Consider the following 26,645-nt stretch of genomic DNA (forward strand, 5'->3'; position numbering starts at 1 on the left):
TTAGCCTTTCATGATCTGATGTCCCATCTTATCACGTTTTGTTTTTAAGTACTGCTCGTTGTGAACATTACTTTCAATTTCAATAGCAATATTTTCTACGATTTCAAGACCATAACCAATTAGACCAGCTCTTTTTGTAGGGTTATTAGACATTAACTTCATTTTGGTTACGCCTTGTGCCCTTAATATTTGTGCACCTACACCGTAATCACGTTCATCACCTTTAAATCCGAGCTGAATGTTAGCTTCAACCGTATCCAAACCGGCATCCTGGAGATTGTATGAACGAAGTTTATTGATCAGTCCGATTCCACGTCCTTCCTGGTTCATATAAACTACAACACCTTTCCCCTCTCTATTGATCATTTCCAAAGCCTTATGAAGCTGAGGGCCACAATCGCAACGGCATGAACCAAAAATATCACCGGTAACACAAGAGCTATGAACCCTGGCCAATACGGGCTCATCTTCAGACCACTCTCCTTTGCTTATCGCCAAATGAGTCGCATTGTTATCAATTTGAGTATAAGCTGTCATGTTAAAATCGCCCCATTGTGTAGGCAAATTAATAGTTACCTCTTCTTTAATCAAAGACTCTTTGCTTAATCTATAAGCGATAAGATCTTTTATAGAGATAATCTTTAACTGATGTCTTTCCGCAATTTTAATCAAGTCCGGTAGCCTGGCCATTTCGCCGTCTTCCTTTAAGATTTCAACAAGAACTCCCGCAGGCTGCATGCCAGCTAAACGAGCTAAATCTACAGTTGCTTCAGTATGTCCAGAGCGTCTCAACACGCCACCATCTTTAGATCTTAATGGGAATATATGCCCAGGCCTGCCCAGTTCAGCCGGATCGATGTTAGGGTCAATTAAGGCCATAATAGTTTTTGACCTGTCAGACGCAGAAATACCAGTTGTACATCCGTATCCTTGTAAATCTACAGAAACAGTAAAATTGGTTTCATATACTGCTGTATTTTTACCTACCATGGGCTCTAACCCAAGTTCATCACATCTCTGCTCTGTTAAGGGAGCACAAATAAGTCCTCTTCCATAGGTAGCCATAAAGTTGATCACTTCGGGCGTAGCATTTTCAGCAGCAGTTAAGAAATCACCTTCGTTTTCTCTGTCTTCATCGTCTACAACAATGATAACTTTTCCTGCTTTTATATCCGCAATAGCATCTTCTATTGCATCTAGTTTAATTTCCATTTTATAAGTATATCAACTTTCATAAGCTATAAAACAATTTGAAAGTCCATTAAAATTACATTACAAAGTTACAACCTTCAGAAACAATTTCATGCCTTAATATATCATAAATAAGTAATGAATAAATGATTACAGACAGTTGTAAAGTCCTACACCTTTTCTGCCTGTTTTTTTCTATTAAATCGATTAAGAAAGTTTACGATTAGTTGTTTAAAATAATTGACATCAAACAAAGCAGAATCTACGGTGGCTTTGTAAGTCAGGAATGCCGCCAATGGCGATAAAATTATTATGGCCAGCCACATACCGAAAAATGGTGTTAACGAACCTGTTGTAGCTGATTTTTCTGCAACAGTTGCGATAATGTGATAAAGCAGGAAAAATACGATAGCAACCACGACAGGTAACCCTAGTCCACCTTTTCTGATAATGGCGCCTAATGGCGCACCAATAAAGAAAAGTAACAAACAGGATGCTGCAAGCGTAAATTTCTTTTGGTATTCGATCTGTACCTTTATAATACTCTTTACCCTGTCAGCATGGTCAGTCATTCTGCCCGAAACAGTTTGCATTACAGAATTAGCCTGATCTAATGCACTTTGAACCACTGCCAGCTTTTGATTTTTTGGAACTGTTTTTAAAACAGGTGCATCAATACCTTTTACTTTTGGCAGTTCTTTAGTATAGCCTTTGGTATAATTATTCTGTTTATAATAACTATTCAGGTTTAATGCTGCAAACTTATTAACGCTATCCAGTTCCCGGGATAGCGAATCATTTTTCTTCTTTAGGCCTTTTAAGTTCAGCATTTGCGTATTCCCACGAAACCCTTCTTCATCTGTCCTGTTCATTTTAAAACTGGAAATATCAAATTTCTGATCGGTTTCTTTAAATCGCATCCGGGTTAATTCCTGCCTTGGGTTATAAGAAGCATTTTTTCCGCTCGACTCTTCATACCTGACACCATCATGTAGTTTTAAGACCAGGTAATTGTCATCCTTAGACATAAATCCACTCTTTGCAATAATGATTTTTGCAATTCCGTTGTTACTGGTATGGTCATAGATCATCACATTGTGCAATGTTCCGTCATCATATTTCTTATCAACCCTGATGGAATATCCGGGGATACCATTGTTGAATACTCCTTCTTTTATTAAAAAGGATAATTTTTTATTCCTGATGTCCCACAACAATGATCCGAGTTTCAAATTCGCTTTAGGCAACATATAGTCAGAGAAGATGAAAGAACTGATGGCCAGAAAAATGATGAGGACCAATAGTGGCATCATCGCCTTTTGTAAGGATATACCGGCAGATTTAATGGCAACGAGTTCATAATTCTCCCCTAAGGTACCAAAGGTCATGATAGATGACAGCAAAATGGATAGCGGAAGTGCCATTGATACGTTAGCCGCAGAGGCGTAATACATTAATTCAAGTATGACATACCATTCAAATCCCTTTCCGATGAGTTCGTCAACATACTTAAATAAAAAAAGCATCAATAGTATAAACATCACTATAAAGAAAGTGACGAAGAAAGGCCTTATAAATGCTTTGACAAGTAGTAAATGAATCTTTTTCAATATACAAATGTAGACAAAGCGAACGAAAAATTAAGCACCTAATACACTATGCAGATAGTTTATTTGATTATCCCAGATCAATGTACGTTCGGCAAGGGTATCTTCAGTTGCAAAATCAGTGATGGCAAGCGCCACATCATTTGTTAATTCGTCCTGGACAATCTCCATTTCAAAATAACAATGGGGTTCATCGTCTACCCATTTAAATTTAACAAGCTTATTTTCCTTTACACTTAGCAGCTTTGCTTTTTGCACTTCGTCATCCCAGGTGAAGGTATACACCTGATCACGGAAGATCACATCATCAGCAAACCATTGAGATAAGCCATTAGGCTCACTAATGAAGCTAAATAAAATACGTGGAGACGATCTCAATTCATATTCTAGGGTAAATTTTTTCTTTTCTGACATCGCTAAACACTTACTTTCTGAATTTTTTAGACAATTTTTAACTTTTATTTCTAAAGAAAAGTAAATTATTCTATATTTGCAACTCTTTAGAAAATCACAACGGTTTTTTAATAACCAAAAAGCCCGGCGGGGTAGCTCAGATGGTTAGAGCGCAGGATTCATAACCCTGAGGTCGGCAGTTCGATCCTGCTCCCCGCTACTGAAAAAAAGCTCAACGAAAGTTGGGCTTTTTTTACGTTTAAAGGGGATTTAACGTTGATTTCACTATTGAGTGATAAGTGATTTAAACTCTGTTTAATATTTAATTAATTCGTTATTTAATATTCTAATATAGGCATCTGACCCATAATTTGGCGCATGATTTGGCGCATTTATTATTCTTTAGCTACATCAAACCTTCATCTGCAAAGCTATAAAAGGTATCTTTACTCACAATCAAGTGATCTAGTATATCAATATCCAGTAATCTGCCACACTGTTGTAGTCTTTTAGTAAGCTCTATATCTGACTTACCCGGTTGCAATTCTTCACTTGGATGGTTATGGCAAAGTATAATGCCAGTTGCTCCACTCTTTAACGCTACAGCAAATATTACCTTAGGGTCTGCCAGTGTTTCAGTGATACCTCCCATAGATATATCGACAATACCTAATACCCGGTTCCTCCTGTTGAGCAGAAGTATTTTAAACTCTTCTATGAGTTCGATCTTACCTAGCGACCAATGGGATATAAATACCTCATGCGCTTGCTTAGAAGTGCTGATCTGAGGTCGTTCAGATGGTTTGTAATTAGGCTTGTAGGTTAGCTCAACCTCTGCCACTTTGAATAATGTTTTGTTTACCATAGTTTTATTAATTATGGTAACCAACCAAGCTTTCCGAGCGACTAAGTAAAGAGGCAACGGAATAAATGGACTGTGCGGCTGCTGTTGTGGGTTTATGCCGGAACTTCTTTGTACGTGTCGCTAGGACAAGCTTACCTTTGTGGAGTTAATTAATACACTTGGCACACCTATATCCACATTTTTTACCTATTTGTACTTTTATAGGGAAGGCTTAGATTGTGGATATGGATAGAGGATAATATCTTTATACGATGGAAGTATATTTACTGTGGCATACGCATGTTGATGACAGACTTGAAGGTGGTGAAGATGTAAAACTAATTGGAGTCTACAGCTCAATTGATGAAGCCAACGCTGCTATCGAACGGAAAGGAACCTCTGAAGGTTTCATGAATCACATGGACGGATTCGAGATATCTACTTACACATTGGATAAAGATTCTTGGTCTGAAGGATTCGTAATGCAGTAGAAGCAATAATAATCGTTGATACAGTGATATTGCAGTTTGCTGTCACTCTTCAATATCCATTTATTATGGTAAAAACCATTGTTAAAGGGTAAGTACAGATTTTGGATATTGTTACCTTCACTTTTCTATAATCTGGGTTTATTACCCCCTGTTTATAAACTGAAGGTTTTACAATTTCAGTGTGGGTATTACGGTTCTATTGGGTGGAATTCTGTCTTTGTTCTTTATAAGCAAAGATGCTGTCAGAACTTCTTACAATAGGTTTACTTGTAAATAAGAAGAGAGCAAATCTTCGACACACCCTGAATCAATACTCGTTAATCAATCGTAACACTACCGTAAATCCCTTCCTCCATAGCATTGCCGTCTTCATCAAGAAAGACGCCATCTACCATAACAGAGTAATATTGCATTAGAGGCTTGAAAGATGCTTTCTCTTCTCTCGGTCTAAGTTCAATCATGTTGCTTAACAAGCTGCTGTTTTTGGTTTTCATAAGCTCTACCACTAACCGTTTACCTCCTCTGTCACTTAAAACAGTCCCAAAGAGGTTGCCACCATTCCAGTCAACAGGCTCGTGAACAATTATTCTTACATGCGTTCCTTTCATAATTATTATCAAACTTACATACGAAATAAGAAAGGGCACATGCCATTACAGCACGTACCCTTAACGCTCTCGCTGTAAACCTAACAAACTATATTGTTAATTACAAGTCCCTTGCTTTATATTCTAAGAGTAACCTGACACTGTCTGCGCTTTCTTCTACACATGAAATGTAGTTCTGAATTATCCATGCATCATTAAATCCGTCATTGATAGCTGTCTCCATTGCAGTCTTGATATTCATTGCTTTCATTTTGCAATTGTACTGTAGCTCTTCTAGTTCTGATCTATAGTTCTTCATACAAAAAGATAGGACATGGTAGATTTACGGATGAAGAACATGTACTGAGTGGCGTTACGTTGGGATGAGAGTTTCATAGTACAAATATAAATAAATCAGTGTACAAACAAAAGCCATCGTTGTATCCAATCCTACCACCACCCTTATTATTAATGCTCACCTGCTACGCGAACTGAGAAAATGTGTGAGAACTGGTAGTTGCAAAGCAACGGGGTTCGATCTATGTTTTAACACAAGCAACTGGAGGGATATTTGACCAAATATCGTAACAGTTGAGCAGCATTTTCGATTGCGTAGGTGAGCTGAAAAGTGGAGCGTGATTAGACTTATCCAGGATGAAGCGTAGCAAATCCTAGATAAAGATAAAGAGAACGCTCACGAAGCAACCGATGCTCAAAATAAAAACCATGACAATGCGAAGCTATGGCGTTTGTTTTTTGAGAGCAGAGCTTTGCGGAGTACCGATTTTCCTGCGTCTTGCTTTGTTCAAAACCCACAGGCTTATGATAGTACGAATAGTCCGTAGTGCAGTCTGTAAATGGCACTACAGTATGTTTACTTATAAAACAAAGACCAGACGGTGCCTTAACCTGTTCTAAGCAGCAAAAAGAGGGAAAGGCATTGTATGCGTCTGAGTATTACAGATTTGTAACGGAGCTTTCGCCAAGGTATTCATACCCCTCCCATTTCTCATAAGGAAGAAAGACGTTGACTGTAAATTCTTTAAGCAACTTCTGAAATTGATTATAAGTTAGGTCTGTCGATACCTTTACAATTGCTTTCTTGCCATTGGCTTGAGCTTCATTTATAGCTACATACATTGATAGACTAAAGAATGAAGCAGAAAAGTATGTACTGATTCCAAGCGGTGTATAAATTGCAGTGTCTATACCAGAGGCTTGTGCGATAGCGTTTAAGGCAACTCGCTCGTTGTCCCATGCTAATTCCGCCTTCCCAACTAAGTCTCTATAACTTGCATTGGGGCTAAACATTGAGTCTTTATCTATTTCCATAGTCCAAATATAAACATTTACCTATTAGTTAATACAACGATGTGCAGTACGTCTATGGTGTTTTCAATGGATAACCAATATATATAATATCAGGTAATTCATGGAACACATCTACCGTAACCTGACATAACCACATTGCATGATTAACCTGTTCACCCTTATATGTTTCCATAACATAGTTACCACCTCCAACGGAATTAGTTAAGTCCTGTACCAGTTTTATTTTGTCGGCACAGTCAAATGGTTCATCACTCATTTCTAGGTAACACTCATTGGTATAACCACTGACACGATCTAGCATAGTGTCGGCACCATCTACCATTTGTAAATCATCAATTGAACCACTCCATTCCGGAAAATCGATATACCACTTACCGGATGCTGTTTTGTAAAATCTAAATGTGTCCTTCATGTTATATAAGGTAAAGATATTAAAAGAGCCACACGTTTGGTGCAGCTCTGTAAATAGTAATCTTTTGTGTTTGATACTTATAACCGTTTTAGTGTATCGTAATGTTAATTGTCTTTCACAAACCTAATTGAGCGTTTCTCAGCAGGAAATGTTGTGATGCCATCATTGGAAGCTGTAGTACTGTAAATTGCACCACGTAATCCAGCTGGTTCATCATGATTATCATAGCTATCGGTTGAAACTTCAAATAGCAACGGATAGGAGTTGGTTTCAATTGGAGTGTACTTGATCGTGGTTGAAGTCCAGAATGAAGCCTTAACTCCTTTATCACTATAATTCTTAATGGTTACACTGCTTACAAAGCAATCACCTGTAGGTACAAGATTTAGTCCTGTCGAGTTGTTACCCGTCAATAAAGCGTTAGACCATCCAATTTTTGACATCAATTTCTGAGAAGCAATGGCATCTGTGTAAGAATCGTCACCATCAAGTTTAGTTCCAACTGTAGACATCAATGCTTTTACGTCTACCTCGGTTGGAACCCTCCATCCAGTCGGCAGATTAATCAAAGCTTTTAATTCAGGGAATGAATAGAGTTTACCTACTGTAGGATCATTTGCACCATCATTGTAATTTACTCCACCATTTCCATTGTAATTCACTGTAGTCCATGTCTGATTACCGATTACAGTAGTTGGATAGACTGTACCATTGATAATAATTTCGTTCTTTGATTCTTCCGGCTTCTCTTTTGTTTTAGAGCAGGACGCTACGATCAGCAAACACATTGCCGAGAGCATTAAAATTGATCTGTTCATATTGATTTATTATTTGTTTGTGAATAGTATGTAGGTGAGGAAAAATCCAGCCAATGAAATTGGCAGTAATATTATACCGAGAGTAACACCAGTTGCAACGTCAACTTTTCCAATACTACTGTTAATAAATGCTATTAATGAGTAAATAAAAGCCCATGTGCTAAAAGCGCCTACGACAACTCCTCCAATGATGCTGCCTACATCAGTACCTTTGTCTTTAACAATTGTGGAGCGCTTAGAAGCGGTGTTCTCTGTTGGCTTGAAATCGAGTTTTAAGCCCATTTCAGCAAGAAAATTCATCGCACCAAATATTGCAATGTCGGCTGCAACCTGATTACCAGTGGGAAGTTTTAATAGTTTTGTACCATCATAAGATGGTTGCGTTTGAAGGTGTTTAATTCGTCTAGCAGTCTGTGTAATCTTATTAACTAGTGCTGACTTCTGTAAACTGCTAAATTGCAAATCTTCTAACGAAGCTAATTGATACGAGTCGGCACTTAATTGATGCCATAGGTTTGATATTTCTAGGTTAACACTCATTGTCTTAAATGACGCCGACAGTCCCAATTCGACTTTTAATAAACACAATAAGCGCAGGGACAACAACCATCATCTGAACTGGAGCCCTAGGAGGCGAGTAAACAGAATAGGCCGTGCCCTACGCTTATGGCGTGGGCATCAGTCTAATCCATCTTGTTTTACTCTTGAATTTCCTAGGTTCCAGTTACAAGTTGAAAAAGCTAACGCTTATATCTTAAATAATGTAATTCTATATTATGTAGTATATTCTATATTGCGTTCCTCCGCTTTTAGTTTACACAAAGCTAATGAAGTTTAAGGAAAAGAACCGCACTTACAAGGCAATCTTTCTACTTATTGTTTGTTTACCATTCTTCCTGCTTCTTTAAAAGTAAAGGAGTGTTCGTCCCGTTTACGATACTAGGTTTGCTTATAAAGAAGAAATGCCCACTATCAATCGACAGCAGGCACTAAATGTGATTTGACTATAATTGCTGAAATAAATGCTCCGGCTGCACTTCTTTAACCCGTTTAAAGAACTCTGCAAAATCCGGATGCCGGACTTTCTCCGATGCATAGCTGTTAGCAATTAGAGGTTTTAACAGCAATAGCACTTCCTTTTCTACTGGACAGTTATGCAACTGGTATTCTACCCTGTAACGTAATAGCACATCAACTTCAAAATAAAGGAAACAATGTGAGGTAATAAAGGTGTAAACGCCACAAGGGCTAATCTTTTCTTTTGTATGGTCTTTCTGATAAACCAACCTATCTGATTCATTAGGTAGCGTGGCGTACAGCTTCTTAATCCTTTCAATTACTTTGAAGTATTGATATTCAATATTCTCATTGACCTTCTGCATTGGATTGTCACGCTTCTTTGCCTTAACGTAATTGGAAGGTAATGGCCTGTAATCCGGGTCAGTTATCGTTTTTGTCTGACGTGGTAGGAATTCTTTCATTCTTTCTGATTTTAAAAAGTATTTTACTCTGTGAATTGATTTTGGAAAACGGACTTAGAAACCTGCAATAGGTCGCTTTTATTCCTTTTCATCTCCATCAAGAGCAATACCGGGGGCTGATATCTAAACTGCTGCCGAGGGCGGCTATCACTCAGGAAAACAAATTTCAGGCACTAGTGTTATGTATTATTAGGTCAATATTTTTACTTTTAAAGAAGAAGAAAAATGGCCTGCTCCGGCTACCCACTGAGATCGTAGGACAGATAGCTTCAATGAGAGGTACGGGAGGGGTGATTTTTAGGCCTAGTACCTTAAAACGAAAAAGGGAGACACGCCCCCCCTTAATCTATATTATTTGTTCAATCTATCAATCCATTTTTTTGTCAAGACATCTATATATAGACATTGATGTAACTTTTTTGGATTCCTTACCCCGTTAAATAATGCTGTTAGGTACTCTAATATGCTTACCTCTCTTTGTACTCTTACCGCATTTAAAGAATTTATCCAAGTGAGATGCTTTCGCTTCTTCATTATACCCATTCCTTATATATATCTGAGTTAATCTAATTCGAGCATTATCATCCTCGACAGGAATCAATAGACTAAATGAATGGTGCACCTCTCTTCTTACATTGGGGTCATTAAACTTATTGTTTTTAACTAATTTAGTCAGTTCTCTGTCCATTCTACGCTTATCAAATCCACATTTCTCCATTCTATCATAACCTAATTTGTTATAATAATCACTGATACCAGGGTTTTCCTTTTCTAGGGTACTAAGAAAATCTCCAAGCGTAAATCTCATTTTGCCGTCTTTCGTAATCGGTCGTCTCCATACGTCAATCATCTGCGCCACATTCTTGCACCTTTCCTTAAATGCCTCCTTTTTATAATCTGTCAACATTTGCCGATGTGTAGCATCATAATTTTCTTTTTGTAGATTAACTTTAAAATTACCCACCTTACTATAAGCACTAAGCAGGTTTGCTTGTGATTTATAGGCAATCTTTAGATTATTATCATGCATATAGTTGTCAATTCTATTGTAATTCAAGGAACCGTCTTCTCTTATGATAGCCTTTATTTCTGCTCCACTTAGACACTCTCCAATAGTTGCTATCCCCCCTAACGTATTGGTTTGCTTGCCTAATCCTTTTACATCTTGATAAGTGGCATAACTATCCATCAGATAATTGCGAACAAGTGCTTCGTCAATGGTATCTAACTCTGGATTTGTTCCTGCAACATGATAAATAGCTTTAACACCATTTCTTGCCCGTCCAACAATCTGCACATTATCAGTATAGGGGTCTAACAATGTTTTCTCATCATATATATCTGTAATCATCACTACTATAGGCTTTTCATTCAGAAAGATATCTACAGCGGTAAAATAACGTGAAGTAAAGAATATAAACCTTGGATAATCTTCTAACTTGTGGGCTGCATTCTCAAAGCCCTCTCTTCTTAACTTTCTTACACTTTTGAGTGAACAGTACACTTTGCTTTCTTTACTAATGCCCAATGCCTTTATGATGGCATGTATATGGGTGGCAGAGTTTATGAAAATAAAGAACCTCTCATTAGGATTATCGTGTGCTATCCTTTCAAGCGAAGCAATGATGTTATTTGTCATAACAAGTGCCAAGTCCTGCGAATAATCATAATCGGGTACAATCCTGTAAATTTCAAATCCATGCTCATCAAATCGTGGGTCGCTCGGTATCAATGCCGTTGCTGATATCATCCCTTTGTTTTTGAATGTAAAGAAATCATCCATCGGGGCTTCAATCATTACCCTGTAATTTACATCTTTAATGATTTTATCGCACTCATCCAACAACATATAGAAGTCTTTGTACAAATCAAACGTCGAATTCTCTATCGCTGGCTTTACCTTTTTAAGATACGCTTCTGGTGTACAGAGTATCTTTTTCCACTCAATATCGTTCTCTAAGTATTTCTTTACATCATTTTCAGTAACCTTATCGTAGACAACAAGCATGTTGGGGTACTTGGGTATTCCGTTCTCCAATGCTTTTTCCTTTTCTTCTATTACTGGCACATGCGGATTTACACAGATGGAATGACGTGGAAATATCTTTACCTCTCCATGTGTCGCTCCCCAGCCAGGAAGTGTCTTGATATATATCTTATTGTTGGGAAAGCCATCTTTGAATCTTGATAGCTCAGTTATATACTTTATAGTCTTGGGTACTTTTATAGTAACTTCTTTCATCATCTCTGTGTTTATTAGATAGGGTGCAGTTGCCCACACCCTATACTCATTGTTAACGGTTAAACAAGTGTTCTACTAAATCCTCAGCCTTAAAGTTGATGGCAAACTTTCCAGCCTGATAGTCAGCCATCATTGTAGTTAGCTTTCCAAGTGGAAAGATTTTACATTCAACATCACCTTTAGGCGAGAAGAATTTAGGGTAGATATACGGTCTTCCACCTTTATCTACACCTTGATAAACTCGGTTTGTAAACCGTAAACCACTTTTAAAAGCAGCAAACAACTTCTTGAAGTCTTCGACTTCTTGAGGACGTAATGTCTGCACATACTTCTCAATGTGCAATTTGGTTACGCTTTTAAAGTATTTGTTTGCTACTTCTTCAACGGTTAATAAATGCTCTACTGTCTTCTTTGTAGAGTTAGTCTTCTTGAACTTTGCAAGAAGTGGGTTTAGAGTTTTGCTTTTATCTAGCATCACTTAATGATTTATTATTAATTTTACTCTCTTTACGGTGAGAGACAACCTCCTTCCTAAGAATTGACACAAAGGAGCTTCGGGGATTAAGAAGCGTAAAGTGGAATTGGACATAAACAATAAAAGCCTAATAGTTCGCTGACTATTAGGCTAATAAATTTAAAATAAGTTTAAATCGGTAGTTTATCGGTAAAGTTGCTTTTCCCCGTAGGATTTTGCAAGGTTTTCTTGAGTATTGTCTCTTACAGTCGTTCTGATGTAAGTGTACTTATCTTCCCGTGTTGGGTGATTATAATCGATATAGCGTAATGCCCGTAAAATATCATAGATTAGTACATATCTGTGCTTCTTTATTATTTCAAAGCGATTTGATTGTACGATACATCTGTCCATCAATAGGATTAAATAGTTTAGTAGTTTGACGTTCTTTTTGCTTCTTCTGAACATGCTTCTGCTCTCAAGTTCGATGCTACTAAAATCGTCAGTACAGAGCTTGATATAAAAGGTGGTATCGTTACGCTGATGTTCTTCTACAATTTCTTTCAGTATCAGTTTATATATCTTGTTTGATATGCGCTCGGGGACTACGATACCTTCTCGACCACTTCTATCTGCAATTATGATATCCATATCCGATGGAATATAGACAAGCTTGTTAACTCCCAATCCACCGACATGCCTAGCTTCCGCTTTGACATTATTATCCCCAATAAGCTGCTCTTGTGTATCGGTTGTCAACCTATCAAATCCCATGGCCCTACTTTTCTCGTCCAATAGCTGTGCTGCCTCCTTACCCATAACAACTTTCTTTTTCTTTAGGCTTAGATAAAGTCCAATCAGTTCGTCCAGATACGAGAGCTTATTATTATTCCCATGACGTTCTGAGGATTCGCTCCAACTGAACAACGTCGTAAATAGGAGACTGTCTACTGATTGCAGATTTAACGATGGGATGTATTGTTTATGCTTTTCAACTATATTGCACAATTCATTGTATAGCTCGGTGATTTTTCCATTGTAATGCAGAACCCTATCGTTACCTCCCATGAACCTAAATGGCTCTGAGCTCTCATCAATTTTTATTTCTCCAACTACAATATCACCAATTACATCAGTAATCGTAGGGTGCAGCCTGTGATATAAACTTTTGCGTTGCAACTCGTCAACTATGAGTTGATTTGCAAATTCTAAATCTGGCCTAATCTCTATTATGTTATCGTCCGCTTTAAGTTTCATCCAAATTTCTGTCAGGGTATCTATAATTAAGGGGAAGGTACAACTTTTTGGATTTCAAAGTTAAATTAACTTGAACGGTCAGGGTAGCTCAGATGGTTAGAGCTGATAGAATAAGTAAACTCCACCAGCCCACCTGACTTCTTATAAGCAAAAAAATTATAGTTCCGGCATAACATCCCTCAAATGGTCATTGTCCGACTCTCCTAGACCTCGGAGATAATTAAGGGTCACTATCATATCTGAATGTCCAAGTAGCTGTCGCAATATATGTAAGTCTTTGGTTTTCCTATAAACATTTACAGCCGCCGTATGTCTAAATGAATAAATAGTCTGCAATGGTTTAATTATACCTGCTTTAGTCATTTCAGCTTTTGCCCTCGACCATTGGGTTTTAAAGTAGTCGTCATTAAAAGGCTGCTCGGTCAACGTAAATATGTTTGCTTTCCCATCTTCGACATTCTGCAATCTTATTCTTAAAATAACTCTTATGTACTCTGGTACAAACACCTTTCTTATTTTTCCGCTCTTGTTCTCATAGCCAGACAAATGAATCTCAGCATAATCGTTACGAAAGTGATTAAGATTTAAAGACCTAACTTCTCTATGTGGTCGAAGAAAACAACCGTAGGTTATCAGGCAACACAAATGTAGATTCGGATAATGACTTTCAAGATAGCCCAATACTTGTTTTAATTCATCATTTGTGAACGTCTCATGAAGTACAGCCTTTGCTTTAGCTCTCGGTGTTCTTGCTATCAGATTGGCACTGATAAGTTCTTTTCTTTGCATCTCGGAGAAAAAGACAGACAATGTAGTCCGTTTATTCATATAGTGGCGATTAGAACTTCTAAATTGATTAAAAAACCCTTCGACATCACTGTATGTAAGATACTTAGGCGCTTGATTTAATATTGATGTGGGCAAATGAGCGATAAATTGATTATACACCTTCTCTAAATCTCGTTTGTATGTTTTACTATAGTCAGATGCCAATTTATTAATCAATATTTGATTTAGTCCATCTTTTAGACTTGTAAACTTTAAAGCCTTAACCTTTACGGGCGACCATCCCGAGTTGAGTGCTTTAGTAAACTCGTGCTGTAAGTTTAATAGCAATCGGTTCTTTTCCTTAACTGTCTTAGCATAATTGGGGCTAATATCCAAATTAAGCTTCTTCCCATTATACTCCCTGTATCTAACTTCATCATAATAGAAAGTAATGTATGAACGGGTATTTAAATCATCACTTGTAACAATTTTAGGTTCTGTAAACATCTTTGGCGCATTTTAAGAGTTTAAATGCACTTTTAATCCCTCTACATAGTATAACTTCAGCGTTTTTGTCTTAAAAGCCTTGCTTCATAACCCTGAGGTCGGCAGTTCGATCCTGCTCCCCGCTACTGAAAAAAGCCCACTGAAAAGTGGGCTTTTTTACGTTTAAAGCGGTTTTATCAGAATTACCTTAGTATTCATCCCCACGTTTATTTTCTGTATTTTTTTTGTGTATCATTTGATATGCCTATGTGTTGGATGGAAGGGATCGCATCTGAACGTAATATATTTAATCTGACTTTTCTGGTATTGAATACATTAGGTAACCGGATGATTTTACAAGCACCTATTTGATCGCCCATGAAAACCGTCTCCCATTTACCATTCAACAACAGTTCCACAGAAAATTGCTTCACATGGAATTTTTTAAGTGTAGAAAATCCATCTGGGAGATTAATATCATTTGGCTGCTCAAAGATAGAAACCCTGTTGATGGCTTTAGTCTCTAATAAGTCGATCTCCACAGATGTAGTGCTGTCTCCAGCCGTCCAATAAGTCTCTAAGCTATAATCGTTGATGTTTGTTATTTCCTGTCCTTTACCAGCACTGGTATTGGTTGGAATAGCAGACATTTTAAAAGATAAATTAGTCGGACCTGCGGGGAGTTTTCCTCCACCTCGGATACCCAAACGGTCGGCCAGCTCAAAGATTCTATTTTTCTCCAGTGTTTTTATTTGTCCATGTTCATCTGGCGGAACATTTAAAATCATAATGTTATCGTTTGCTGTTGTCCAATAAAATAGCTCTTCCAGCTCATCTAATTCTCGAGGCGGTACATTTCCACGCTTCTGAAACCAATTCCAACGATTAGATAAACACAGTGTGTGCTCGAACATCAGGTACACTTCTTTACCTTGATGGTCAAATACTTTAGGGTCATCCCATCTGGCTAAATTTGGATCTTTACTTCTGAAATCAACAGGCCAGAAGCGAATTTTATCTCCTTTTTGTTGGTCTACCGGTGCTCTTGTGGTGCCAGGCTTCCCATCTATTGAAATCGTATGGTTTACCGTTACGAGGCAGTTTGGCTGTAAAGATTTGATGTGTTTATACACTTCAGGAATATTCCAGTCTTCATCATTTTTTGCCCAGGCGCCGTCAAACCAAAGTTCGCAGACCTGCCCATAATTGGTTAATAGTTCAGTAAGTTGATTTTTCATGAAATCTACATACGGTTTCGGATCTTTTAAATCATGTGTTTTCTCATAACGATCCCATAAGGAGTAGTATAGTCCTAGTTCAAGTCCATACTTTTTGCATGCTTTAGCCACCTCAGCAACAACGTCGGTTTTAACCGGAGTACCAGCTACGTCATAGTCTGTGTACTTACTATCCCAGAGAGCAAAACCTTCGTGATGCTTCGTCACCAATATCACATATTTAAAACCAGCTTCTTTCGCAATTTTCACCCAACTATCGGGATCTAGCCGATCAGGATTATAGGAAGAAAGTGGTAGTTTCCCATCTGACCATTCTATCTGGTTAAAGGTATTCAAACCAAAATGGATAAACATGCCATACCCACGCTTTACCTGGGTCATTTGAAGTTTAGAAATTTGTTGCGCACTGGAAGCCAGACAACTGGCACAAACGAATATCGTAAGTACCAGTTTTTGTTTCAACCATTTGATCATTAGGTTTTATTTGTTGATTTATAATCGTGTGTGTTATATATTATTCTTTATTCCAAAAAGTGATCTCACTAATATTACTATAATTCTGGCCACTAAATGTCGACTTCACTCTTATTCTAATGTAACGAACAGGCGGCGGATTTGAATTCAGCTCGAATCTCATCGGTGACACACCATCATCCGTTCTTACACAGTCCTTGAGTAATGTCCAGCCTTTAGCAGTCATCTGCGTTGCCCAACCAGCATCCGTTCCAGGCACAGTGATATTAGCGCCGCTCAAATCGTCTATTCCCCATACTTCGAAGTTAAGTGGATTGTGCTCTACAGTTCTTCCGGTCTCCTCCATTCGTACCAGATTGCTGTAAACTTTTCCCAAATCGAAAGTAAAATGATGAGGCAATGTCGATAGGTTAGAATGGAATATTTCCGGGTAGGCCTTCGGCCCAACACTACCATCCCAAAGCTTACCAAAGCTTGTATCAAATTCAGCAAATACATCAAAAGGCAAAGACACAGCACTAAACAACGATTTATCGCATTCTAAATAGGAATAAACCGTAGGAAACATCGTAGCATTAGCGACTTCAAAAGTATCTATTGCGGTTCGTTCAGGTATATAATATGATTTATAACTGATTTCAGTCTGCAATTTATAACTAGGCAACACAATTGATTCGTCCTTTGCCAACAAGATTGCAGTACTCGCCTTACCTGCCGCATTGGTATAACTGATCATCGTTTTTGTGTTAATGGTATCGGGTTTAACAAAGTTCAACTTTAAAGTCCCGTTACTATTTAACTCATAAGGATTAGATACATCATAACCACGGTTGATCAGATTTCGCGAATAAATCGGGCCATACACCTTAGCATTGTTGACCTCAAAAGGAATGGAGCTATTTCCTTTTGCATCAAAAGAACGAATGGTAAAGGAATAACTGTATTCAGCCAGGCCTTTGATTGTTGTTCTGATTGTATCCGGTCTACCGCTCACATTTACAATTTGAGAATCAGCTTTATTATTGTAGTACACTACGTATTTAGTGATGGAAGGGTCGGTACTTGCCTTCCATTTCAGTCCAATTTGTAAATTGCCGGGCTGCACAATTACCTTTGATACTACCCCGGTGTAAATATTTTCGCGACCATGCAAAAAATCTTTGTAGTCTGTAGCCAGATTACCTTTCTGACAAGCGTAGAGTATGATTGTGACAAATAGCCCAACGCATATATATTTAAAAGCTTTCATATATCTATATTTAATGAGATGATCACCTACTGGGGGCTACCATAAAGTGAAATTTCCATAAAGTGACAAATAGTTCCCCCACTCCAGGTTTGTGCAACAGCTACCCTAAGAAAATGAACCGGGGGCGTACCTGGCTTCACGTTGAAGTTCACCCCCGCTTCTACAAATGCCCGATCAGATGCGTTGACACTAGACGGAGAAAGACCAGAAGGTGGCATTGGATAGTTATAATTACCTAAATTGATCCAATCGCCCAGAACTGTACCTTCAGGTGCAGAAACCGGTAGCTGCACATCTGCAGGATTTCTTGCATTAGAACCCCATAAAGAAAATACTTTAGGATTTCCATGCCCATAAGCATATTCGCCCGAACGCTCCCATAAAACAAACCGGCTCAACTGGTAGCTGCGCCCCACATTAAAAGTCATTGTAAAAGGAGGGGATTCGCCTGGTAGTGTATGCCAACCGGGGGCACTGAGATCCGTAACCCCATCCCAGACTCCCGAAACAGGCCAGTTATTCGCAGTATATAGCTTAGTGTCTAAAGGCAACCTATTCTCCGTGAACAAGCTTTTTTTCAACATCTCTTCAAAGAGCGGACTCAGTTTTACTTGGAGCGTATCAGAAACATTGCCATATTTATCAATTACACACACGGCAAAATCGCGTGGATCTGCATTGAAGCCTCGTATAGAGTAGTCAACCTGCTCATCCCGTGTATAATATTGATCTTGAATCTCCATTGCTTTTGTTGAAGGGTCGTAAGTAAGCAATAAAATCCCGATTTCTTTTTTTGAGCTATTCACCGTTTTGACATTAATACCTCCAAAATCTGCTGTAAGTGCCAACCCATCCCTCACTTCCCTAAACACAGGTTTCTTAGGGCTCACCTTTACTTTAACCGGATCAGACATCACATTTGCTCTGGACACGGTATATAGCGTAACCTCATATTCCTGCGCTTTAGCAAAACCTTCAACAGTAATGGTATCCGTATAATAAGAGGATTTTGTTTCTCTGGAAACCCCATTTCTGATTTCGTATCTGGCTAAGACATACAATATGTTTTCCGATGCAGGCAGGTCATAAGTAATGTTTGCACCTCCTTTATAATTGTCTACTTTAAGATTTGTAACCACATCCGGTTTGGTCATATCTTTAGAAACAGGTTCTCTTTCCCCATCGTCCTTTGCACAAGAAAGCATACCAACAGTTATCAGACCGATGAACAGCAGGATGAAGTAATATTTTATATTTTTCATATCTTTTTTCTTTAACTATCTATCAATACTACCATCCTGTATTTTGAACGAGATTGCTATTCCCAATCAAGGCATTATCACTGATGGGCCATAAATAGTTCCTTACATTAAACACAGGTATCACGACATTCCGTTGTTTGTAATAGTTCAAACCATCTTTTTCATAAGTATTCCAGCCTTGCATCGGTTTACTAAGAACCACTTGCAGTTCTTTCCAGCGACGTAAGTCCCAACCACCCTGTCCTTCAAACGCAAGCTCAATTCTGGTTTCCTGATGTATAATCTGCCGCATACCATCTTTTGTTGTATATTTTGCGGGGGTCCTGGAATAGTTTGTCCAGGCTTCGACAACACCGTGTAAACCAGCTCTTTCTCTAACTTTATCAAGATATGGCACTACCTCTGTGGCAGGTTTTGCCTGTTCATTTAAACATTCTGCATATAACAAATACAGACCAGCTAGTCTAATCATCGGTAAATGAAACCCAGATATGCTTGCAGTCATATCATGGACAGTTAAATAGCTGACTAGTTTTTTAGGCCAGTAACCTGTGACGTTGATTCTTGTATTGTCAAGCGGTCCTGCATAGGAAGCACTTCCTTTTCCTTGAACGAATTGCTGTTTTTCCTGGTCAAAATTACCATTACCAAACCAGGTTCCACCGTCAAATGCAATTGCCGCATAGAAACGGGATTCCCTATTAAAATGAGCCTTAACTGTTTCGTAACCATCTGCAATAAAGAAGCGGTTGGCATGATCCCCACTGCGTAAGTCATAACGATTGGCATAATCCCAGGTCTTATCTTCGTTAATGGGTACACCATTGTGGGTATAAAATAATTCCTGTTGAGAGATAGGAATAGCAAAAGTGCCTAGAAAGACAAGCGATACAGCAGCATTTTGTGTCAACCTGGGACCACACAAATCCTGAAATTTAAATTCGGGATTCAACGCCCAAATCAATTCGGCATTTAAATCCCACTTTTCAGTGATTGTAGTTTGCAAATCCAGTACTGTTTTCAGTGAATCGTTTAATCTGGCAATGTTTGCTGGAATTACAAATTTATGAAGACGGGCACCATTATCTTCACTTGCTTTAATTGCTTCAAAACAAGCCAGCGCCGCAGCATCCCATTTCTTAGGATCATAAACAGGATTAAAAAGACTCGTACCATCTTTATCTTTTAAAGATGCATAGTCAGGATTACCGTTGTAAAGCGGGCTAGCTGCTGTAGCCAACACTTGTGCTTTTACAGCGAGTCCGATTGGTCTGGTAATACGGCCCAATTCCTGTATTGAATTAGTAATTGCATTCGGTAAATCCGGTGCAGCTTCATTCAGTAAACTTACAATGTAGTTTACCACCTCATCAACTGGCTTTCTTTTTACTTTGACTGCTTCTTCAGAACTGTTAATAGGTGAATTGATGTCCATAATCGGAATTGGCCCATACATTTTCAACATATAGAAGTGATAATAAGCCTTCAGGAACTTTACCTCTGCTATCCATCTCCGCTTTTCACTATCACTCAGGTCGATTGGCTTATCAATATTCTCTAACATAATATTGCATCTCCTTATGGCTTTCCAAATGGGCTGTCCACCACTACTTCCATCCCAGTTATTAAGAACTGGATCGCTACTGTTCTGACTTCCCCTGATCAGATGAAATCCAATTGGATCAAGTCCGTAATTACTCGTCAGGTTATCTGGAAAAATTATTTCTGCCGAGGTTGTGAACCCAGGATTGTAGATCGAAACATCTAATTGTTGTAGCGTATGGTAACAGGTAAACAGATAATTCTCTGCTTCATTTCTATTTCTAAATGCATAATCTATTGTACCCACTCCATCAGGAGTAACGTCAAGGAACTTTTTACAAGAAAAGCAGCTCAATGATAAAATAACAATGCACAAATATCTATAGTAGGTTTTCATAACTTTTTTGGGGATTATAAGTTGACATTTAAGCCCAGATTAAACACCTTTTGTATTGGATAAGCGAAGCCATTTCCGCCCAATTCTGCATCCCAGAGCTTGAAAGGACTCCAGGTCAGCAAATTCAGCCCATTTAAATAGATCCGGGTTTTACTTACCCCAAGCTTAGTTGCCAAACGTTGAGGTAAGGTAAAACCAAGTTCAGCAGACTTTAGTCGCAGGAAACTGCCATTCCGAAGCCACCAGGTACTTGGCTGACGATTGTTTTCAATAGATGCCGCAGTAGGTCCGAACCTCGGATATAAAGCATATAGGTTTTGATTATCTTCCGACCAATGGTCCTCTGCAAAAGCTTTTAACAATTGGGTATCACCGGTAAAATAGGTTTCATCACTTCTAATAAAAGGAGAAGTGGTATTTGGATTGATAAAAAAGGAAACCTTAGCTTGTCCCTGAAAGAACCCTGACAGATCAAAATTTTTCCAGGTTACTGATAGACCGAAACCATATACCAGTTGCGGAACTGTAGGGTTGCCAATAAAAGTCTGATCCGCAAAATCAACTTTTCCATCATTATTTAAATCCCGGTACTTTATATCTCCCCCCATTGGTGGTCTACCGTTCCCTGTAAATACCTGCCTAGGAGAATTGGCTGCTTCTTTGTCATCCACAAATAACCTTTCTGCAATAAAGCCAAACTGCCTGTTAATAGGCTGACCTATTAATGAACGATAGGATTCCCGCCAGTCATTTTCTTCGTAAGCAGTATACTCATTCTCTGAATAGGTCAAATTGCCTCTAAAACCAATATTTAAGTCTTTGCCAAAACTCTGTTGCCCATACACCTGCAGATCTACTCCTCTGGATACAGCCTTTCCAATGTTTGCTGAAATCTGGGATTCCAGGCCCATAGTAGTTGGGATAGAAACGCGATTCTGCAAGATATTGCTCTTGTTGTTTTGATACACTTCGGCAATAACATTGAACATTTTAAGAACAGTAAATTCAACACCAAGATTGGCTTGTCTGGACTCCTCCCAGGTGACTTCGTCATTTTGATAATTGTTGATACTAACACCATTACGCAGATACCCATTGTTTGTACCAAACCAAGCAGGACTTCCCCCATTTAAATTCACGTCAGAAAGGTAGAAGAACCTCCGACTACTAATGGCATCATTACCTACCAGTCCATAACTTCCCCTGATCTTGAATCGGTCTACAACTTTCCCTAAATTGCCCCAGAAAGACTCGTTAGACATCACCCATGATGCACCAATTGTAGGAAAAAATCCATACCGGTGATTTTCAGAAAAACGCTCCGAACCATTATAACCAAAGTTTCCTTCTAAAAAATATTTACTTTTATAAGAATAAGTAAGCCTGCCCGCTACCGTCTGATTGCGAAAAGGTAATGACTCAAACAAATTACTGGCATTAGAATTCCGGGTCTCCTGAAGGGTGGAAATCAGTGCCGCACTGAGCGTATGGTTGTTTCCGAAATCATGGTTATAGTCAACCAAACCCTGCAAATACAAAAATTTAGACTGCCTTGTTTCCAACGGTGTATAAGCCAAATATTCACGGGCCACATTTCCTCCGGTAGGAAAACTATTGATCCAGTCGAGCTCATAACTATTGCTGGCTTTGTCATAATTCTGCGCCTGATAATAATAAGGGCTATAACTGAGGTAAGATCTAAAATAAGAATAGCGATTGGTACTCATAATCGCATGAAAATTCAAACCCTCAGTTAAAAAATCCAGCTTTTGATTGAATTCCAATTGTGCGAGCATCCTGGATTCCGTATAGTTTTGATTTCCCCGTAACAGTTCAGCATAAGGATTAAGGTATCTCACTCCCCCATCTGAGCTGGACGTTGATGGCCGGTTACCAAATAAAATATGTTGTGCACGTGAATTGGCTAAATCCGGCGAGTAATATGCAGGGAAGTCCACCGGACTGGTATGCATAGCCAGGTTATAGAGGTCAGTTTGTATTCCCCCACCACCAGTCAGCGGCCCTCTATAATCATTAAATGTCCCGGACAAACGAACTATCAATTCCGTTTTTTCTGTAAGATTAATGTTTACATTACTACGCAACTGGTAATTTTTGTAATTCACGTTATTGTTGTTATTATTCCTTATATCTGTTTGTAAAATCCCATTATCATTGGTCATGGAACCTGCCACATAATACTTGGCCACCCCTCCGCCTCCGCTAACGCTAACATTCCCACGCTGTGTATTGGTACGCTTTTTAAATAACATAGCCATCCAGTCTGTAGCCGGATAAACAAATTCATTGCTGCCTGAAGTACCTTTTAAAGTGGCATCAGTATTAAATATCTTATTCTGACTATATGGAAGTGGGTTCAATGGAAAGCGTGTACTGGTTGCTTCATTCAACATTTTCATATAGGTAATTGGATCTGCCAGTTCTAACGACTTCACCGATGAGGAAGTTGAATTTTCGAGCCTGACATTGATACTAGCTTTACCAGATCTACCTTCTTTTGTTTTCACGAGGATCACTCCGTTCCCACCTCTCGCCCCGTATAATGCAGTCGCACTCGCATCTTTTAATACAGAAAAGCTTTCAATATCATCTACATTTAACCGGGCTAAGTCTGTTGTAGTTAGTTCCACGTTATCAATAAGAATAAGCGGTTCCTGTCTATACCCAAAGGTGGTAACACCCCGGATAAAGAAATTGGCATTATCCTGTCCTGGCTGTCCACTGGGGGTATAAGCAATTACACCTGCAACCTGTCCGGCCAACGCATTAGTTAAGTTACTTGCAGGGATCTTCAAATTTCCCGGCTTTACTGTTGTTACAGATCCTACCAATGCTTCCTTCGCTTCTTTCCGGCCATAAGCAGTAATAACAACCTCATCAGCCTGAACACTGCTCTCGGATAGAATTAAGTTAATTGTAGTAGTTGCAGAGGTAACAGCAACACGCTTTTCCAGGAAACCTACAAACGAAAATTTCAAAACAGTAGGTGGTACCAGTTCAATGACGAAATTACCATTGTTATCTGTCTGCGTTCCGACTTTGGAGTTGTTGACGTCGACGACGATTACTCCTGGAATGGGTTTACCCAATGTGTCAGTCACTTTTCCAGAGAAAATCTTTTTTGATTGCTCCTGCAAAGAACTGGTGCCAACCTCTGCTTTGTTAACTATGGTGATGGTTTCACCACGTATGTTATAAGTCAGTCTTGCACGCTCAAGTACCATACTCAGTACCGTTCTTATATCAGTATCCTTAACCTGAAAAGTTACAGGCTTCGATTTGCTGATTACATCTTCATTATATAAAAAACGGTACTTCGTTTGCTTATTTAATGCAGAAAATACTTCTCTTAAAGAAGCTTTTTTAACAGACAGTGTAACTTGTTGTGCTTTACTGCCTGCATACACTCCAATCTGGAGTGCCATAACCATGATTACTATTAGCTTCATAATTTTGAAAACTATGGGCGTACGAGATGGTATCCCAATTTCAACTTTTTGTCTATGACAAAAGAAATCCATACTTTAGTTGGTTTAAGGTTGTAGAAATACGTTCGAAATTTAATTTGTAATTTTTGACCTTGAATCTTAGCCGGCGGTGGTGGTACACCGTCGGCATTAATTATAAGAAGTCAATAAAAGGTTCAGTACTCTTGTTTCATATCATTTTGGTTTAGGTTTTCGGATAGCCCTTGTTGAAGATTTTGTCCTCAAGCAGGCTTCGCCGGTAGGTTTATAATTGGTTAATTAACGATTAGATTCCTTCCTTCTATTTCGAAAGAAATATTGCTGACATCTTTTATCATTTGAAGCACTTCGGTCAGTTTCACTTTCCTGCTTATACTTCCGCCGATATTTAATTTAGGTGCTTTAGTTTTGTAAATTATTTTCAGATCGTACCATTTGCCAATCTGCTCGAGGATGGGTACAATACCATCATTATCAAAATAAAAATAGCCATTCCGCCATGCGGTTGCTTTTTCTACATCTCCCTTTGAAATCAATATTGAACTGTTTACCACAGCCTGTTCACCGGGTTTAAGAAAAGCCTTCTGATCAGCAAAATTTATTTTTACAGATCCCTCAACAAGTGTTGTTATCGAGGTTTTTTCATAAGAAGACACATTGAAACTAGTGCCCAGGACTTCGATTTCCGATCCATTCAAACTTACTTTAAACGGACGTGATACATCTTTTTTAACTTCAAAATAACCTTCCCCTTTTAACTCAACTTTTCGGTCTTTACCATGAAATGTTACAGGGAACTTTAATTCTGACATTGCATTTAGCCAAACCTTTGTCCCATCGGGAAGCTGTAAAGAATATGTTCCTGCTCGGGGAACCAATAGTGTATTATATAAAATTTCGTCAGCCTCAGCAGTCGGCTTACTATTGTTATATATAAGCTCACCTGCATTTGCCAATAAATTGGTGCCATTTTTCTCCAGAAAAGCTACTTTTCCGCTATCGAGTGATATCTTTTTGCCGTCTGACAAAATTAGCTCTGCCACATTTCCGCCGGGTAAAACATCATTATGATAATTATTCGTCAAATCAGGAATGATCTTACTATCTTTTTTACTAATCATCAGCCATAAAGAAAAGGAACTGATCAGTAAGGCAAATACGGCTGCATACTTCAGAATTTTTAACTTTGACCTGGACTTTATCTGATTTCCATGTCGCTCATTAATCTTTTGCCAGGCAGTATCAAGATCAAGACTGTTTATATAATCCAGTCTCTCTTGTGCAGGTACACTGTCTCTGTAATACTCCAGAATCTGGCGTTTATTTTCATCTTCTTTGACCGCTTTCATCAGGGATTTCTCTTCATCGGGCCTAAGCTTATTAAGAAGGTACCTGGATATTAATTGGGCAAATTCAAACCTTTCTTTTTGCATACTGGTTACTTCGGTATATATACAGAGAAACCTGAAGTATCAAAAGGGATGGAATTTATTTTAAAAAAAATTATTCTCCGCTAAACCAAACCAGTAAAAACAAGTATGCACTATCGCTGAGATGCAGCCTGATTAGGTTTAATGCACGTTGTTTCTGACTTTTAACAGTATTTACACTAATATTCAATATTTCTGCAATTTTATGGTTTTTCAGCCCTTCGAGATAACCATATTTAATGATCAGTGCACAGCCTTTGGGTAGTGCATTAATGGCTTCATGTATTTCTGCCATAATCTCTGCATGAATAATACCATCCAGTATTTGGGGGTCTTCTAAGATCTCCGGAGGAAATTTCTTATTGTAAGCATCTACCACCTTGTGGTGTCTTAATTTATTTAAACAACTATGCTTAACAGAGGTATATAAAAATGATTTTATCGCATCAGTATTTGACGATATGTTTTTTCTTTGTTCCAGAAATGTTATAAAAACATCCTGCACTAAATCTTCAGCAGCATCTTTGTCTTTCAAAATGTAATTCGCAAAATCACACAGCCTGGGATAAAATTTCTTAAAAACATCCTTGGCTTGCATATTTTGCTCATGAAAGCTTTCATTCTCAAACATTTGGAACTGGTTAAGTTTAGTGTACCCAAAGAACGTAAATTATTAAACTATTTGTTTAATAATTTTAAAAAACACTGAACTATTTTGGCATAAACTTTCCCAGTCAGGGTTTTAACCCCTTATCCTAACCTTCTACTTGTTTAAATAAAATAACCAGTGGTTGAGCGTGCATATAATCAATGCCATCATAAAATTTCATCGATGGCATAAACTTATGCGTCATTAATGTGATAGTACCAAAACCATTTTCCAATGCATATTGTTCTGCATAACTCATTAAAGTCTTCCCATATCCTTTTCTTTGAGAATTGGGAGCAATAAACAGCTCATCAATATAAAGTTGACTACCTGTCCACCAGCTCTTCGTATGTGCAAACATTGCACCTGCAAATACATCATTATCATATAATATAAACCCCTTAAATTGAGGGGAAGAATAGTATTCGGTCAAATACCTTAAGGCATCTTCAAATTCCCATTGATAATTCCATGGTTCTTTATTATAAGTTTGCATGAATACCTTCGTGCAGTTCTCAATATCATTTTCTGTTACCGGTTGGATCGTCATCAT

At 38.3% G+C, this 26,645-nt stretch carries 24 protein-coding genes and 1 tRNA gene; 3 read left to right on the top strand and 22 right to left on the bottom strand.

The window, feature by feature from the left end; all coding sequences use genetic code 11:
• The 3 genes from R2Q84_RS22480 to R2Q84_RS22490 form a co-directional block, all read right to left on the bottom strand.
• The gene (locus R2Q84_RS22480) at positions 1–1,212 is read right to left on the bottom strand and encodes a bifunctional 3,4-dihydroxy-2-butanone-4-phosphate synthase/GTP cyclohydrolase II (protein ID WP_316818850.1); all 1,212 of its coding nucleotides are present in this window, start codon (positions 1,210–1,212) and stop codon (positions 1–3) included.
• A 149-nt stretch (positions 1,213–1,361) separates the two neighbouring features.
• Positions 1,362–2,801, bottom strand: coding sequence for an LptF/LptG family permease (locus R2Q84_RS22485; RefSeq protein WP_316818851.1), 1,440 nt, complete (start codon positions 2,799–2,801; stop codon positions 1,362–1,364).
• A 30-nt stretch (positions 2,802–2,831) separates the two neighbouring features.
• Entirely contained in the window at positions 2,832–3,212 is a 381-nt protein-coding gene (locus R2Q84_RS22490) for an START-like domain-containing protein (RefSeq protein WP_316818852.1), read from the bottom strand.
• A gap of 125 nt (positions 3,213–3,337) precedes the next feature.
• Between R2Q84_RS22490 and R2Q84_RS22495 the strand changes: the two genes are divergently transcribed.
• Positions 3,338–3,411, top strand: a tRNA-Met gene (locus tag R2Q84_RS22495).
• Between the two features lie 186 nt (positions 3,412–3,597).
• On the opposite strand, the gene R2Q84_RS22500 is transcribed toward R2Q84_RS22495, so the two are convergent.
• Positions 3,598–4,056 carry a JAB domain-containing protein gene (locus R2Q84_RS22500; protein ID WP_316818853.1) on the bottom strand — a complete coding sequence of 153 codons (459 nt, stop codon included), beginning with the start codon at positions 4,054–4,056 and terminating at the stop codon, positions 3,598–3,600.
• Between the two features lie 251 nt (positions 4,057–4,307).
• On the opposite strand from R2Q84_RS22500, the gene R2Q84_RS22505 reads away from it, so the two are divergent.
• Entirely contained in the window at positions 4,308–4,526 is a 219-nt protein-coding gene (locus R2Q84_RS22505) for a hypothetical protein (protein WP_316818854.1), read from the top strand.
• Positions 4,527–4,843: 317 nt separating this feature from the next.
• Here the strand turns inward: R2Q84_RS22505 and R2Q84_RS22510 are convergent, their stop codons facing one another.
• The 8 genes from R2Q84_RS22510 to R2Q84_RS22545 form a co-directional block, all read right to left on the bottom strand.
• Positions 4,844–5,134, bottom strand: coding sequence for a hypothetical protein (locus tag R2Q84_RS22510; protein WP_316818855.1), 291 nt, complete (start codon positions 5,132–5,134; stop codon positions 4,844–4,846).
• A gap of 100 nt (positions 5,135–5,234) precedes the next feature.
• Positions 5,235–5,432 carry a hypothetical protein gene (locus tag R2Q84_RS22515; RefSeq protein WP_316818856.1) on the bottom strand — a complete coding sequence of 66 codons (198 nt, stop codon included), beginning with the start codon at positions 5,430–5,432 and terminating at the stop codon, positions 5,235–5,237.
• 638 nt (positions 5,433–6,070) lie between these two features.
• A complete protein-coding gene (locus R2Q84_RS22520) occupies positions 6,071–6,424 on the bottom strand; it encodes a hypothetical protein (protein ID WP_316818857.1) in 354 nt (117 codons plus the stop codon).
• 73 nt (positions 6,425–6,497) lie between these two features.
• On the bottom strand, positions 6,498–6,857 hold the full coding sequence (locus R2Q84_RS22525) for a DUF6717 family protein (RefSeq protein ID WP_316818858.1): 360 nt from the start codon (positions 6,855–6,857) through the stop codon (positions 6,498–6,500).
• 104 nt (positions 6,858–6,961) lie between these two features.
• Entirely contained in the window at positions 6,962–7,675 is a 714-nt protein-coding gene (locus R2Q84_RS22530) for an FISUMP domain-containing protein (protein ID WP_316818859.1), read from the bottom strand.
• A gap of 9 nt (positions 7,676–7,684) precedes the next feature.
• On the bottom strand, positions 7,685–8,215 hold the full coding sequence (locus R2Q84_RS22535; RefSeq protein WP_316818860.1) for a hypothetical protein: 531 nt from the start codon (positions 8,213–8,215) through the stop codon (positions 7,685–7,687).
• 464 nt (positions 8,216–8,679) lie between these two features.
• Entirely contained in the window at positions 8,680–9,156 is a 477-nt protein-coding gene (locus R2Q84_RS22540) for a hypothetical protein (protein WP_316818861.1), read from the bottom strand.
• 436 nt (positions 9,157–9,592) lie between these two features.
• Positions 9,593–11,401, bottom strand: coding sequence for a hypothetical protein (locus R2Q84_RS22545; RefSeq protein ID WP_316818862.1), 1,809 nt, complete (start codon positions 11,399–11,401; stop codon positions 9,593–9,595).
• Positions 11,402–11,570: 169 nt separating this feature from the next.
• On the opposite strand from R2Q84_RS22545, the gene R2Q84_RS25265 reads away from it, so the two are divergent.
• Positions 11,571–11,657, top strand: a complete 87-nt coding sequence (locus tag R2Q84_RS25265) for a hypothetical protein (protein WP_410478435.1) — start codon at positions 11,571–11,573, stop codon at positions 11,655–11,657.
• A 399-nt stretch (positions 11,658–12,056) separates the two neighbouring features.
• Here R2Q84_RS25265 and R2Q84_RS22555 read toward each other — a convergent pair whose 3' ends face one another.
• The 10 genes from R2Q84_RS22555 to R2Q84_RS22600 form a co-directional block, all read right to left on the bottom strand.
• Entirely contained in the window at positions 12,057–13,109 is a 1,053-nt protein-coding gene (locus R2Q84_RS22555; protein WP_316818864.1) for a hypothetical protein, read from the bottom strand.
• A gap of 156 nt (positions 13,110–13,265) precedes the next feature.
• On the bottom strand, positions 13,266–14,384 hold the full coding sequence (locus R2Q84_RS22560; protein ID WP_316818865.1) for a site-specific integrase: 1,119 nt from the start codon (positions 14,382–14,384) through the stop codon (positions 13,266–13,268).
• Positions 14,385–14,590: 206 nt separating this feature from the next.
• Entirely contained in the window at positions 14,591–16,075 is a 1,485-nt protein-coding gene (locus R2Q84_RS22565; RefSeq protein ID WP_316818866.1) for an alpha-L-fucosidase, read from the bottom strand.
• A gap of 40 nt (positions 16,076–16,115) precedes the next feature.
• Complete coding sequence (locus tag R2Q84_RS22570) at positions 16,116–17,324, bottom strand: DUF4998 domain-containing protein (RefSeq protein WP_316818867.1); 1,209 nt, start codon at positions 17,322–17,324, stop codon at positions 16,116–16,118.
• A 26-nt stretch (positions 17,325–17,350) separates the two neighbouring features.
• Positions 17,351–18,586, bottom strand: coding sequence for a DUF4959 domain-containing protein (locus R2Q84_RS22575; RefSeq protein ID WP_316818868.1), 1,236 nt, complete (start codon positions 18,584–18,586; stop codon positions 17,351–17,353).
• 28 nt (positions 18,587–18,614) lie between these two features.
• Entirely contained in the window at positions 18,615–20,525 is a 1,911-nt protein-coding gene (locus tag R2Q84_RS22580; protein ID WP_316818869.1) for a RagB/SusD family nutrient uptake outer membrane protein, read from the bottom strand.
• 14 nt (positions 20,526–20,539) lie between these two features.
• A complete protein-coding gene (locus tag R2Q84_RS22585; RefSeq protein WP_316818870.1) occupies positions 20,540–23,995 on the bottom strand; it encodes a TonB-dependent receptor in 3,456 nt (1,151 codons plus the stop codon).
• 293 nt (positions 23,996–24,288) lie between these two features.
• Positions 24,289–25,446 (bottom strand): FecR family protein, encoded by a 1,158-nt coding sequence (locus R2Q84_RS22590; protein WP_316818871.1) that lies wholly within the window; start codon positions 25,444–25,446, stop codon positions 24,289–24,291.
• A 70-nt stretch (positions 25,447–25,516) separates the two neighbouring features.
• Positions 25,517–26,074: an RNA polymerase sigma-70 factor gene (locus R2Q84_RS22595; protein WP_316818872.1), complete on the bottom strand. Its 558-nt coding sequence runs from the start codon at positions 26,072–26,074 to the stop codon at positions 25,517–25,519.
• 124 nt (positions 26,075–26,198) lie between these two features.
• Positions 26,199–26,645 (bottom strand): GNAT family N-acetyltransferase, encoded by a 447-nt coding sequence (locus R2Q84_RS22600; RefSeq protein ID WP_316818873.1) that lies wholly within the window; start codon positions 26,643–26,645, stop codon positions 26,199–26,201.

This window comes from Pedobacter nyackensis, from assembly GCF_032678475.1.
Lineage (GTDB): Bacteria > Bacteroidota > Bacteroidia > Sphingobacteriales > Sphingobacteriaceae > Pedobacter > Pedobacter nyackensis_A.

Excerpts from the sequence above, each read along its gene's own strand:
- R2Q84_RS22565 (WP_316818866.1), bottom strand. The coding sequence starts at position 16,075 with ATGATCAAATGGTTGAAACAAAAACTGGTACTTACGATATTCGTTTGT.
- R2Q84_RS22490 (WP_316818852.1), bottom strand. The coding sequence starts at position 3,212 with ATGTCAGAAAAGAAAAAATTTACCCTAGAATATGAATTGAGATCGTCT.
- R2Q84_RS22555 (WP_316818864.1), bottom strand. The coding sequence starts at position 13,109 with ATGAAACTTAAAGCGGACGATAACATAATAGAGATTAGGCCAGATTTA.
- R2Q84_RS22515 (WP_316818856.1), bottom strand. The coding sequence starts at position 5,432 with ATGAAGAACTATAGATCAGAACTAGAAGAGCTACAGTACAATTGCAAA.
- R2Q84_RS22600 (WP_316818873.1), bottom strand. The coding sequence starts at position 26,645 with ATGATGACGATCCAACCGGTAACAGAAAATGATATTGAGAACTGCACG.
- R2Q84_RS22595 (WP_316818872.1), bottom strand. The coding sequence starts at position 26,074 with ATGTTTGAGAATGAAAGCTTTCATGAGCAAAATATGCAAGCCAAGGAT.
- R2Q84_RS22540 (WP_316818861.1), bottom strand. The coding sequence starts at position 9,156 with ATGAAAGAATTCCTACCACGTCAGACAAAAACGATAACTGACCCGGAT.
- R2Q84_RS22535 (WP_316818860.1), bottom strand. The coding sequence starts at position 8,215 with ATGAGTGTTAACCTAGAAATATCAAACCTATGGCATCAATTAAGTGCC.
- R2Q84_RS22545 (WP_316818862.1), bottom strand. The coding sequence starts at position 11,401 with ATGATGAAAGAAGTTACTATAAAAGTACCCAAGACTATAAAGTATATA.
- R2Q84_RS22560 (WP_316818865.1), bottom strand. The coding sequence starts at position 14,384 with ATGTTTACAGAACCTAAAATTGTTACAAGTGATGATTTAAATACCCGT.
- R2Q84_RS22510 (WP_316818855.1), bottom strand. The coding sequence starts at position 5,134 with ATGAAAGGAACGCATGTAAGAATAATTGTTCACGAGCCTGTTGACTGG.
- R2Q84_RS22590 (WP_316818871.1), bottom strand. The coding sequence starts at position 25,446 with ATGCAAAAAGAAAGGTTTGAATTTGCCCAATTAATATCCAGGTACCTT.
- R2Q84_RS22580 (WP_316818869.1), bottom strand. The coding sequence starts at position 20,525 with ATGAAAACCTACTATAGATATTTGTGCATTGTTATTTTATCATTGAGC.
- R2Q84_RS22570 (WP_316818867.1), bottom strand. The coding sequence starts at position 17,324 with ATGAAAGCTTTTAAATATATATGCGTTGGGCTATTTGTCACAATCATA.
- R2Q84_RS22500 (WP_316818853.1), bottom strand. The coding sequence starts at position 4,056 with ATGGTAAACAAAACATTATTCAAAGTGGCAGAGGTTGAGCTAACCTAC.
- R2Q84_RS22505 (WP_316818854.1), top strand. The coding sequence starts at position 4,308 with ATGGAAGTATATTTACTGTGGCATACGCATGTTGATGACAGACTTGAA.
- R2Q84_RS22575 (WP_316818868.1), bottom strand. The coding sequence starts at position 18,586 with ATGAAAAATATAAAATATTACTTCATCCTGCTGTTCATCGGTCTGATA.
- R2Q84_RS22525 (WP_316818858.1), bottom strand. The coding sequence starts at position 6,857 with ATGAAGGACACATTTAGATTTTACAAAACAGCATCCGGTAAGTGGTAT.
- R2Q84_RS22585 (WP_316818870.1), bottom strand. The coding sequence starts at position 23,995 with ATGAAGCTAATAGTAATCATGGTTATGGCACTCCAGATTGGAGTGTAT.
- R2Q84_RS22530 (WP_316818859.1), bottom strand. The coding sequence starts at position 7,675 with ATGAACAGATCAATTTTAATGCTCTCGGCAATGTGTTTGCTGATCGTA.
- R2Q84_RS22520 (WP_316818857.1), bottom strand. The coding sequence starts at position 6,424 with ATGTTTAGCCCCAATGCAAGTTATAGAGACTTAGTTGGGAAGGCGGAA.
- R2Q84_RS22480 (WP_316818850.1), bottom strand. The coding sequence starts at position 1,212 with ATGGAAATTAAACTAGATGCAATAGAAGATGCTATTGCGGATATAAAA.